Here is a 9,983-nt window from a genome sequence, read left to right as displayed (position 1 = left end):
ATACACCTGTACCCATGCCGAACACAGCAGTTAAGCCCTAGAACGCCTGAAGTAGTTGGGGGTTTCCCCCTGTGAGATACGGAAGTCGCTTAGCTAGAAGGAAGTTTAGCTTATGTTAAGCTTCCAACCCATGGGAGTTTAGCTCAGCTGGGAGAGCATCTGCCTTACAAGCAGAGGGTCAGCGGTTCGATCCCGTTAACTCCCATTATACTAGAGATAGTATAGGTCCCGTAGTGTAGCGGTTATCACGTCGCCCTGTCACGGCGAAGATCGCGGGTTCGATTCCCGTCGGGACCGTTCTAAGTTATTTTAAAGGATAATTTAGAGGAATTAAATAGATATGACTCGTTAGCTCAGTTGGTAGAGCAACTGACTTTTAATCAGTGGGTCACTGGTTCGAGTCCAGTACGGGTCATAGAGCGGATTTGGCGGAATTGGCAGACGCACCAGATTTAGGATCTGGCGCTTTCGGGCGTGGGGGTTCAAGTCCCTTAATCCGCATTAAAAATAGGCCGGCTTAGCTCAGTTGGTAGAGCATCTGATTTGTAATCAGAGGGTCGCGTGTTCAAGTCATGTAGCCGGCATAGGATGCGAACGTAGTTCAGTGGTAGAACACCACCTTGCCAAGGTGGGGGTCGCGGGTTCGAATCCCGTCGTTCGCTTTTAGATGAGGCGCTGGGGTGGCGGAACTGGCAGACGCACAGGACTTAAAATCCTGCGGGGGCGACCCCGTACCGGTTCGATTCCGGTCCTCAGCATATATGATAAGCACCCTTAGCTCAATTGGATAGAGTACCTGACTACGAATCAGGCGGTTAGAGGTTCGACTCCTCTAGGGTGCATAAAACGGGAAGTAGCTCAGCTTGGTAGAGTACTTGGTTTGGGACCAAGGGGTCGCAGGTTCGAATCCTGTCTTCCCGATGTTTGGCGGTGTAGCTCAGCTGGCTAGAGCGTCCGGTTCATACCCGGGAGGTCGGGGGTTCGATCCCCTTCGCCGCTATTTTTTAATATTTTCTTGTAGTTTGGACCTTTAGCTCAACTGGTTAGAGCACTCGGCTCATAACCGAGCGGTCGTAGGTTCGAGTCCTACAAGGTCCATTTTTTCTATTTTGGAGGATTACCCAAGTCCGGCTGAAGGGAACGGTCTTGAAAACCGTCAGGCGTGTAAAAGCGTGCGTGGGTTCGAATCCCACATCCTCCTTTTTATAAAGTAATACTACTTTGTAGAATATCTAGTGTTAACGCGGGATGGAGCAGCTAGGTAGCTCGTCGGGCTCATAACCCGAAGGTCGTAGGTTCAAATCCTGCTCCCGCAATTTTAAAACTTTTTGGCTCGGTAGCTCAGTTGGTAGAGCAATGGATTGAAGCTCCATGTGTCGGCGGTTCGATTCCGTCTCGCGCCATATTCTTTTTAAAAGAAGAAACGAATGTGAAGCATTCGAGTCCAAGTTATCTTGGGCGCGTAGCTCAGATGGTTAGAGCGCACGCCTGATAAGCGTGAGGTCGATGGTTCGATTCCATTCGTGCCCATTATATTTAGGAGAATTACTCAAGAGGCTGAAGAGGACGGTTTGCTAAATCGTTAGGTCGGGTAACTGGCGCAAGGGTTCGAATCCCTTATTCTCCGTTGAAGAACGAGATTATCTTTTGATATTCTCGTTTTATTGTATATGTGGGGTTTTTTATGGGAAAAATTTTAAAGTCTAAAGTGCTTATTTTAGTAGCGGTGCTTGTCATATCATCGCTCTCTTTTCTTTTTGTGAGTTCTCAGAGTTGGTTTATAGAGAGCTCACTTTTTTCTCCCGTTCGTTCTGTTTTGGCAAGTGCTGAATCGGCTATATCAATTCCAAGACGCTTTCTATCAGAACTTATGGCTGATACTCAAAACTTATTAGTGACTTTTGAAGAAAATGAACGATTGAGAACTGAGGTAAGTCGTTTGAATGGAGTATTGAATGAGAATCATAGTCTTAAGCTTGAAAATGAAAGTTTACGTTCTTCTCTAGAATTAGAAATGGCTTATGCTTCATCTGATCCGTTAGTGGCTGAGGTAATTCATCGAAGTCCTAGCTCTTGGAATCAGTTTCTTCTGATATCAATTGGGCAAACTTCTGGAGTTTTAAAGGGTAATCTTGTTTTAGCCAATGGAGGAGTTGTGGGTGTAGTGGCTGAGGTATATTCAGATACTGCTACTGTTCAACTTTTGCAAGCTAAGGATTTCAAGGCAAATCTTGCTGTAAAAATTGGTGATCAAGATCCTGCCTATGGTATTCTGACTGACTTTGATCCTGTGGAAAACAAATTTTTAATTTCTCAAGTTACTGACAAAGATCGAGTGGCTCTTTCAGATAGTGTTATGACTAGTAACCTTTCTGATACTTATCCTGAAAATCTTTTATTGGGAGAAGTGATTGAGGTAAGGCAGAATAAAGATAGCCTAGAGTTAGAAGTATATGTTAAGCCTAGTGCTAACTTCTCAGACATTTATTCTGTTATAGTGATAGGTCGTCAATGATGAAAAAAATAATGTTCTCTATCAGTGTTCTATTGTTACTTCTAGTCCTTGATTTACAGTTGAATTTACTATTCTCTCACTTGTTTTGGAATGGTTTACAACCTAATTATCATCTTTTTTTGCTTTGTTTAGTGGCTATGACAAGTAGAGCATCTGATTTCAAACTGTTTTATATTTGTTTGATAGTAGGAATATTGCTAGATATTTATATTCTCAATGTATTAGGTCTAAATATGATACTATTACCGTTATTTGTACTGCTTGCTAGTAATGTTTTTAAGATCCGTTGCTTGCGGTTTTGGAATTTTTGCTTGTTGTCGGTGGTTATTGTCTTTCTATTTGAAATTAGTCATTTTCTGATTGCTTGGTTATTGGAGGGAATGACTTACTCGTGGACTTATTTCATTGTAAAAATATTAGCTCCTACTCTTATCCTAAACCTAGTAGTAGGAATATTACTATATCCACTTATTAGGAATATTTTGCAGAGGAATAGACACTTAATTGTAACAAATGTGTAACATAAGGGGGGTGAAAATTTGGTACAATAATTACTGACTTACTTATAAGGAGTACTTATCCAGTTATGAAGAAAAAATTGTTAGCAGCAACTTTATTGAGTGCAATGACTCTGAGTCAATTAGCCTCCATTTCAACAGTGGCTGCGCAAGACATGAATTCAAAAATTTCAGCGGTTGAGAGTAAAATTTCTAATCTTACTAGTCAGCAAGCTGCTGCTCAAGCTCAAGTTCAAGCTATTCAGTCTAGGGTTGATGGGATTAAGGCAGAGCAAGATAAACTAACTGCAGAAAACGAAAAACTTCAGGCAGAATCAAAGGCACTTTTTGCAGAAATTGAAGTTTTATCTGAGAATATCGTAGCACGTAACGAGGCACTGTCTGCTCAAGCACGTTCCGCTCAAACTGAAGGTACAGCAACCAACTATATCAATACAATTTTAGACTCAAGTTCTATTAGTGATGCCATCTCTCGTGTAACAGCGATGACAGAGATTATTGCGGCTAACAATCAGATGCTCAAGCAGCAAGAAGAAGATAAGGCAGCTATCGAAGAAAAGCAGAAAGCTAATCAAGAAGCAATTAATACAATTGCAGCAAACCAACAGAAATTAGCGGATGATGAGCAAGTTCTGAAGACTCAACAAGCAGAGTTAGAGGTAGCCAAGCTTAATTTGGCTACTGAGTTAGCAACTGCGGAAGGGGAGAAAAAATCTCTGCAAGAGCAAAAAGCTGCAGCTGAGGCGGCAGCGGCAAAAGCTGCAGCTGAGGAAGCAGCCTATCGTGCAGCTCAAGCAGCACGTGCTCAGAGTTTAGCTACTTCGGCGGCAACAGCTACGCCAACTGTACTCTCTAATGTATCAACTGTTGTGCAAGAAGGTGCTACTTCAGCAGCTTCTGCTTCTACAGTCACTCCTAATACTGTGGAGGTGGCTAATACTGTAGTTGCTCCAACTGTAGCGCCAGGATCATCGACTAAGGTAACTTACTCAGCTGCCAATACCTACCCTGTGGGACAATGTACGTGGGGGGCTAAAGCGTTAGCTCCTTGGGTTGGGAACTATTGGGGAAATGCCGCACAATGGATTGCTTCTGCACAGGCGGCAGGATATTCTGTTGGTAGTACTCCGGCAGTAGGAGCTGTGGCTGTTTGGCCTTATGATGGCGGTGGCTACGGTCACGTAGCTGTTGTGACAGCTGTCCAATCTGCAACTAATATTCAAGTTTCTGAGGCTAACTATGCTGGTAACCCAGCAATTGGTAACTACCGTGGTTGGTTTAATCCAACTGCTAGCACTTGGGGTGGTGGTACAGTAATGTACATTTATCCATAATGAGAAGAATCATGTAAACGAGGACTTTATGTCTTCGTTTTTTTGCTTTTTTTACTGACAATGCTCTATAGTCTGGGGTGGATTTACCCACTACAGAAATTATAGAGCCATATTATAGAGCCTCTTTTAGTCCCAATATACCTAACATAGGGAATACGATGTTGGGGTGTTTATCTAGTGATGGTTAGCTACAGCACTATTCGGCTGATGATGAGTATTATATTGAATGCTATAAGTGAGAATTATTTTTATCTTTATAAGAAAGTACTTTCAATCACAAGCGGTTTTCTTCTATTTTAAGAATCTAGATTCTAAATAGGGTAAATCTATTGTCAAACTAAGTATATAGGTTTATAATATTAAATGTAAACGCTAACACTTATTGTTTCAATACAAGGAGGACCAGATGCCTAAACTAACGAAGGAAGAATTGATTGCTCAGGTAAAAGGCGGGGTCATTGTCTCCTGTCAAGCCTTGCCTGGTGAACCTCTCTACACCGAAGCGGGTGGTGTCATGCCGCTTTTGGCTAAGGCAGCGCAAGAAGGTGGTGCTGTAGGAATTCGGGCCAACAGTGTTCGAGATATCCGAGAAATTAAGGCAGTCACCGATTTGCCAATCATTGGTATCATCAAGCGGGATTATCCACCTCAGGAACCCTTCATCACAGCGACTATGAAGGAAGTGGATGAGTTGGCTGAGCTTGATATAGCGGTTATTGCCCTAGACTGTACCAAGCGTGAGCGGTATGATGGAGAAGACATTGGTAGCTTTATCCGAAAAGTCAAAGAAAAATACCCTGATCAACTGTTGATGGCGGATATTTCGACCTTTGAGGAAGGAGCAGCAGCTTTTGAGGCTGGTGTAGATTTTGTTGGTACAACCTTGTCTGGCTACACATCGTATAGTAGACAGGCAGATGGTCCAGATATCGACTTGATTGCAGCGCTTTGCGAGGCCGGTATTGATGTCATCGCGGAAGGTAAAATCCACACCCCTGAACAAGTGAGACAGATCCAAGACTTGGGTGTTCAAGGCATTGTCGTCGGTGGCGCTATTACCAGGCCAAAAGAGATTACGCAGCGGTTTGTTGCAGCAACTAAATAGGTTTTAAAGACACTAGGTTACCTAGAAACTGAAGGATTGGAGGGATTGATGCCCAGAAAGGGATAGTCATAAAGATATCGTTGGCGTCCTCAATGAGGATAAACTCAATTTGTATCAACTTCAAGGAGTAAAACATGAAAAAATTTGCAAAAACTCTCTTAGCAGGGGCAGCGGTACTCGCTCTTGCAGCTTGCGGAAATTCAGGTGGCAGTGCTAAAGAAGCTGACAAGTCTGCTGATTCTGCGACAACTACTGAAATCACTTGGTGGGCCTTCCCAGTTTTCACCCAGGAAAATACCAATGACAGTGTTGGGACTTACGAAAAAGCACTGATTGCGGCCTTTGAAGAAGCAAATCCAGATATCAAGGTTAATTTGGAAACGATTGATTTCACATCTGGTCCTGAAAAAATCACAACAGCCATCGAAGCAGGAACAGCTCCAGACGTGCTCTTTGATGCACCAGGTCGAATCATCACTTACGGAAAAAATGGCAAGTTGGCTGATTTGAATGATCTCTTCACAGATGAGTTTGTAAAAGATGTGAACAACGACAACATCATTCAATCCTCAAAAGCTGGTGACACAGCTTACATGTTGCCAATCTCTTCTGCACCGTTCTACATGGCACTTAACAAGCAAATGTTGGAAGAAGCTGGTGTGGCTGACTTGGTTAAAGAAGGATGGACCACTGATGACTTTGAAAAAGTGATTAAGGCCCTCAAAGACAAAGGTTATAACCCAGGTTCACTCTTTGCTAATGGTCAAGGGGGTGACCAAGGAACACGTGCTTTCTTGGCTAACCTTTACAGCGGTGCGATCACCGACGAGGGAGTGACTAAGTATACGACAGACTCAGAACAGTTCATCAAAGGTCTTGCCAAAGTCAAAGAATGGATGGACAAGGGTTATATCATGAACGGTTCTCAGTACAATGGTGGTGATGATCTGCAAAACTTTGCGAACGGTCAAACTTCTTACACCGTCCTTTGGGCACCAGCACAAAATGGTATCCAAGGTGCTTTATTAGAATCTAGTGGTGTTGAAGTGGTTGAAATTCCATTCCCATCAGAAGATGGCAAACCAGACTTGGAATACTTGGTAAATGGTTTTGCAGTCTTTAACAATGGCGATGAAGCTAAGGTGGCCGCTTCTAAGAAATTCCTCCAGTTTATTTCTGAGGATAAAGAATGGGGTCCTAAGAACGTTATCCGTACAGGTGCCTTCCCAGTTCGTACCTCATTTGGTGCCCTCTACGATGATGAACGCATGGAAACCATCAGCGGATGGACACAGTTCTATTCACCATACTACAACACCATTGATGGCTTTGCAGAAATGCGTGCCCTATGGTTCCCAACTCTTCAAGCTGTATCAAATGGTGATGAAGAGCCAGAAGCAGCTCTGAAATCATTCACTGAAAAGGCTAACGCAACCATTAAGTAATAGGTAGTAAGAATTGCCCTCTTTCTCGTTGTCTTGTATAGTAGGAAAGAGGGCTTTCTGATAGGAATTTCCTGGTTTTTAATCCAGCTGGCCCTTCAACTGGATTGAAAATGGGGGAATTCTGAAAGATTCATGAATATAAGAGAGGTTCTTATTGTGCGAGTGAATAAAATTAGAATGCGTGAAACCATTGTTTCCTATGCATTTTTAGCACCAGTTCTCATCTTTTTTACAGCTTTTGTCTTAGCCCCTATGATTATGGGGTTTGTAACCAGCTTTTTTAGGTACACGATGACGGAGTTTACCTTTATTGGGCTGGACAACTACGTTCGGATGTTTAAGGATGAGATTTTTATAAAGTCCTTGATCAATACAGTGATTATCGTAGTCGGTTCTGTTCCTGTAGTGGTTTTCTTCTCCCTTTTTGTGGCGGCAAGGACCTATGACAAGCATGTCATCACCCGATCCTTCTACCGTTTTGTTTTCTTCCTTCCTGTTGTAACAGGATCGGTTGCTGTAACAGTCGTTTGGAAATGGATCTATGATCCGCTATCGGGGATTTTGAACTTTGTCCTCAAATCAGGTGGGGTGATTGAAAACAACATCTCCTGGTTGGGGGATAAGCAGTGGGCTCTGGCGGCCATTATCATCATCTTGTTGACGACTTCTGTTGGTCAACCGATTATCCTCTACATTGCAGCTCTTGGAAATATTGATAATTCCTTGGTTGAGGCCGCGCGGGTTGATGGGGCAACAGAGACCCAAGTCTTTTGGAATATCAAATGGCCATCCCTCTTGCCGACAACACTTTACATTGCAGTTATCACAACCATTAACTCCTTCCAATGTTTCGCCTTGATTCAATTGTTGACCTCAGGGGGGCCAAACTACTCAACCAGTACCTTGATGTACTACCTCTATGAAAAGGCCTTTAAGCTGACAGAATACGGCTATGCCAATACCATGGGTGTTTTCTTGGCAGTCTTAATCGCTTTGATTAGTTTTGCCCAGTTCAAGATTTTAGGCGATGATGTTAAGTATTAGGAGGCTTGTATGAAAAAGAAACAATTAACAGCTTTCGGAGTGGTCAGCAATATTATCTTGTTGCTGTTGACGATCCTCTTCATCTTTCCCTTCTATTGGATCCTGACAGGTGCCTTTAAGACGCAGCCAGCTACGATTATGATTCCACCCCAATGGTGGCCAGCAGCTCCGACTATGGAAAACTTTGAGAAGCTGGTTGTTCAAAACCCGGCTCTTCAATGGTTGTGGAATAGTGTCTTTATTTCCTTGACAACGATGCTTTTAGTTTGTGCGACTTCGTCACTGGCTGGCTATGTTTTGGCTAAGAAGCGTTTCTATGGGCAACGGATTTTGTTCAGTATCTTTATTGCGGCCATGGCACTGCCTAAACAGGTTGTTTTGGTGCCTTTGGTACGGATTGTCAACTTCATGGGGATCCACGACACGCTTGCTGCGGTGATCCTGCCCTTGGTTGGTTGGCCGTTTGGGGTTTTCTTGATGAAGCAGTTCTCTGAAAATATCCCAACAGAACTCTTGGAATCGGCCAAGATTGACGGTTGTAGTGAGTTGAGAACCTTCTGGAGCGTTGCTTTTCCAATTGTTAAACCTGGTTTTGCAGCCTTAGCTATCTTTACCTTTATCAACTCTTGGAATGATTACTTCATGCAGTTGGTGATGCTGACTTCGCGGCAAAATTTGACCATTTCCTTGGGGGTGGCAACCATGCAGGCTGAGATGGCAACCAACTACGGTTTGATCATGGCTGGAGCTGCTATGGCGGCGGTGCCGATTGTGACGATTTTCCTTGTCTTCCAGAAATCCTTTACCCAAGGGATTACCATGGGGGCTGTTAAGGGTTAAGATATTCCTTCCTTATAAAAAAAGAGGTTTACTATGATTTATGACCATATAGAAGACTTAGGAACTTACAAGGGCTTGCATCCCAACTTGGATCAGGCATTGAGCTTTCTGGAGAGCGAAGACCTTGAGAGCTTGGCAGCTGGTCGTCATGATATTGCTGGCGACTTGGCCTTTGCCTTGATTCAAGACAACCAGCTGAACCAGTCAGAAAGTCCAGAATTTGAATACCACCACCGTTATTTAGACCTTCATGTTCTAGTGGATGGTAAAGAAACTATCATCTATGGTTTCGGAGATCGACAATCTACCAAGGACTACGATGAGGAGTTGGATTTTGGACTGGAAACTTGTGAGCGGCAATTAAAGCTGACCATTGATAAGCAACATTTTGCGATTTTCTTTCCAGGCGAAGCCCATCAACCCAATGGGCATGCTGGTTTTGGAGACGATGTGAAAAAATGTGTGGTCAAGGTCTTGATTGATTAAAGATAGGAGGAAGAGATGAGAGAGAAGGGCGATAAATTGATTAAAACCATTTTTAGTGTGGACAATGCCTTTGTCAGAGCCTGCGAAAGAGTTTTGGATTTGCTGGTGCTCAATCTTCTCTTTCTTCTAACCTGCCTGCCAATCGTAACCGTAGGGATCGCCAAATTGAGCCTCTACGAGGTTCTAGAAGCTTTGAAGGCCCAGAAACGCCTACCGATTCTAGCCAGTTATAGAGCTGCTCTTGGTAGAAACGCTAAAAAAGGCTTTGGGATTGGCCTACTTGAAGTAGCCCTCACAGTGCTTTGCCTGCTGGATTTCTGGATTATCGGCCAGGTCAATCCTCTAGGAGCCAAGCTCTTTCAAATGCTCTTTATGGCAATCTTTTTTCTATCAACCGCTATCTTTTTATACGTCTATCCTCTAGCGACAAAGACGAATCTGCTGGGGAAAGAACTTTTTAAAACAGCCTTTATCCTATCAGGATTACATTTCCCTTGGACCTTTCTGATGATTGGAAGTCTAGCAGGTCTCTTTCTGATCCTGTTTGCTTCCGTCTGGACCCTATTACTTGGCCTGTCGCTTTTCCTTCTTTTGGGAATGGCAGTGCTAGGATATGGTTGGGTTTGGGTGATGGAAATTGTTTTTCAAAAGCATTCACAACACTTCTAAAGAGTGTATTCACAATAGTATTATTAA

At 43.3% G+C, this 9,983-nt stretch carries 9 protein-coding genes, 16 tRNA genes and 1 rRNA gene; all 26 read left to right on the top strand.

Going from position 1 to position 9,983, the window contains the following annotated elements:
- Positions 1-94 (top strand): 5S ribosomal RNA (rrf, locus tag ABID29_RS10275); the annotation flags it as partial.
- A 38-nt stretch (positions 95-132) separates the two neighbouring features.
- Positions 133-205 (top strand) — tRNA-Val (locus ABID29_RS10270).
- A gap of 19 nt (positions 206-224) precedes the next feature.
- A tRNA-Asp gene (locus ABID29_RS10265) sits at positions 225-297 on the top strand.
- 45 nt (positions 298-342) lie between these two features.
- Positions 343-415: transfer RNA gene (locus tag ABID29_RS10260), tRNA-Lys, on the top strand.
- Positions 416-419: 4 nt separating this feature from the next.
- Positions 420-501: transfer RNA gene (locus ABID29_RS10255), tRNA-Leu, on the top strand.
- A gap of 10 nt (positions 502-511) precedes the next feature.
- Positions 512-584, top strand: a tRNA-Thr gene (locus ABID29_RS10250).
- Positions 585-590: 6 nt separating this feature from the next.
- Positions 591-662, top strand: a tRNA-Gly gene (locus tag ABID29_RS10245).
- Positions 663-674: 12 nt separating this feature from the next.
- Positions 675-758: transfer RNA gene (locus tag ABID29_RS10240), tRNA-Leu, on the top strand.
- Positions 759-768: 10 nt separating this feature from the next.
- Positions 769-842 (top strand) — tRNA-Arg (locus tag ABID29_RS10235).
- A 5-nt stretch (positions 843-847) separates the two neighbouring features.
- Positions 848-921, top strand: a tRNA-Pro gene (locus ABID29_RS10230).
- Between the two features lie 5 nt (positions 922-926).
- Positions 927-1,000: transfer RNA gene (locus ABID29_RS10225), tRNA-Met, on the top strand.
- 24 nt (positions 1,001-1,024) lie between these two features.
- Positions 1,025-1,098, top strand: a tRNA-Ile gene (locus tag ABID29_RS10220).
- A 13-nt stretch (positions 1,099-1,111) separates the two neighbouring features.
- A tRNA-Ser gene (locus ABID29_RS10215) sits at positions 1,112-1,201 on the top strand.
- Positions 1,202-1,242: 41 nt separating this feature from the next.
- Positions 1,243-1,316, top strand: a tRNA-Met gene (locus ABID29_RS10210).
- 14 nt (positions 1,317-1,330) lie between these two features.
- Positions 1,331-1,403: transfer RNA gene (locus ABID29_RS10205), tRNA-Phe, on the top strand.
- Between the two features lie 53 nt (positions 1,404-1,456).
- A tRNA-Ile gene (locus ABID29_RS10200) sits at positions 1,457-1,530 on the top strand.
- A 9-nt stretch (positions 1,531-1,539) separates the two neighbouring features.
- Positions 1,540-1,627, top strand: a tRNA-Ser gene (locus ABID29_RS10195).
- Between the two features lie 57 nt (positions 1,628-1,684).
- Positions 1,685-2,515, top strand: a complete 831-nt coding sequence (gene mreC / locus ABID29_RS10190; protein WP_354366046.1) for a rod shape-determining protein MreC — start codon at positions 1,685-1,687, stop codon at positions 2,513-2,515.
- The gene (gene mreD / locus ABID29_RS10185) at positions 2,512-3,036 is read left to right on the top strand and encodes a rod shape-determining protein MreD (protein WP_354366045.1); all 525 of its coding nucleotides are present in this window, start codon (positions 2,512-2,514) and stop codon (positions 3,034-3,036) included. The genes mreC and mreD overlap by 4 nt, the downstream gene beginning before the upstream one ends.
- A 65-nt stretch (positions 3,037-3,101) precedes the next feature.
- Positions 3,102-4,367, top strand: a complete 1,266-nt coding sequence (pcsB, locus tag ABID29_RS10180; RefSeq protein ID WP_354366044.1) for a peptidoglycan hydrolase PcsB — start codon at positions 3,102-3,104, stop codon at positions 4,365-4,367.
- Positions 4,368-4,773: 406 nt separating this feature from the next.
- Positions 4,774-5,472 (top strand): N-acetylmannosamine-6-phosphate 2-epimerase, encoded by a 699-nt coding sequence (locus ABID29_RS10175; protein ID WP_354366043.1) that lies wholly within the window; start codon positions 4,774-4,776, stop codon positions 5,470-5,472.
- Positions 5,473-5,606: 134 nt separating this feature from the next.
- Positions 5,607-6,917 carry an ABC transporter substrate-binding protein gene (locus tag ABID29_RS10170; RefSeq protein ID WP_354366042.1) on the top strand — a complete coding sequence of 437 codons (1,311 nt, stop codon included), beginning with the start codon at positions 5,607-5,609 and terminating at the stop codon, positions 6,915-6,917.
- Between the two features lie 156 nt (positions 6,918-7,073).
- Positions 7,074-7,961, top strand: coding sequence for a carbohydrate ABC transporter permease (locus ABID29_RS10165; protein ID WP_354366041.1), 888 nt, complete (start codon positions 7,074-7,076; stop codon positions 7,959-7,961).
- A 9-nt stretch (positions 7,962-7,970) separates the two neighbouring features.
- A complete protein-coding gene (locus ABID29_RS10160; RefSeq protein WP_354366040.1) occupies positions 7,971-8,801 on the top strand; it encodes a carbohydrate ABC transporter permease in 831 nt (276 codons plus the stop codon).
- Between the two features lie 33 nt (positions 8,802-8,834).
- On the top strand, positions 8,835-9,287 hold the full coding sequence (locus ABID29_RS10155) for a YhcH/YjgK/YiaL family protein (protein ID WP_354366039.1): 453 nt from the start codon (positions 8,835-8,837) through the stop codon (positions 9,285-9,287).
- A gap of 15 nt (positions 9,288-9,302) precedes the next feature.
- Positions 9,303-9,956, top strand: coding sequence for a DUF624 domain-containing protein (locus tag ABID29_RS10150; RefSeq protein WP_354366038.1), 654 nt, complete (start codon positions 9,303-9,305; stop codon positions 9,954-9,956).
- Positions 9,957-9,983 lie beyond the last annotated feature (27 nt).

It is taken from the genome of Streptococcus rupicaprae, assembly GCF_040545225.1.
In the GTDB taxonomy this organism is placed as follows: domain Bacteria; phylum Bacillota; class Bacilli; order Lactobacillales; family Streptococcaceae; genus Streptococcus; species Streptococcus rupicaprae.
The sequence above is the reverse complement of the archived record's forward strand: the minus strand, read 5'-3'. Positions and strand labels throughout refer to the sequence as shown.

Excerpts from the sequence above, each read along its gene's own strand:
- ABID29_RS10155 (WP_354366039.1), top strand. The coding sequence starts at position 8,835 with ATGATTTATGACCATATAGAAGACTTAGGAACTTACAAGGGCTTGCAT.
- ABID29_RS10175 (WP_354366043.1), top strand. The coding sequence starts at position 4,774 with ATGCCTAAACTAACGAAGGAAGAATTGATTGCTCAGGTAAAAGGCGGG.
- pcsB (WP_354366044.1), top strand. The coding sequence starts at position 3,102 with ATGAAGAAAAAATTGTTAGCAGCAACTTTATTGAGTGCAATGACTCTG.
- mreD (WP_354366045.1), top strand. The coding sequence starts at position 2,512 with ATGATGAAAAAAATAATGTTCTCTATCAGTGTTCTATTGTTACTTCTA.
- ABID29_RS10170 (WP_354366042.1), top strand. The coding sequence starts at position 5,607 with ATGAAAAAATTTGCAAAAACTCTCTTAGCAGGGGCAGCGGTACTCGCT.
- mreC (WP_354366046.1), top strand. The coding sequence starts at position 1,685 with ATGGGAAAAATTTTAAAGTCTAAAGTGCTTATTTTAGTAGCGGTGCTT.
- ABID29_RS10150 (WP_354366038.1), top strand. The coding sequence starts at position 9,303 with ATGAGAGAGAAGGGCGATAAATTGATTAAAACCATTTTTAGTGTGGAC.
- ABID29_RS10160 (WP_354366040.1), top strand. The coding sequence starts at position 7,971 with ATGAAAAAGAAACAATTAACAGCTTTCGGAGTGGTCAGCAATATTATC.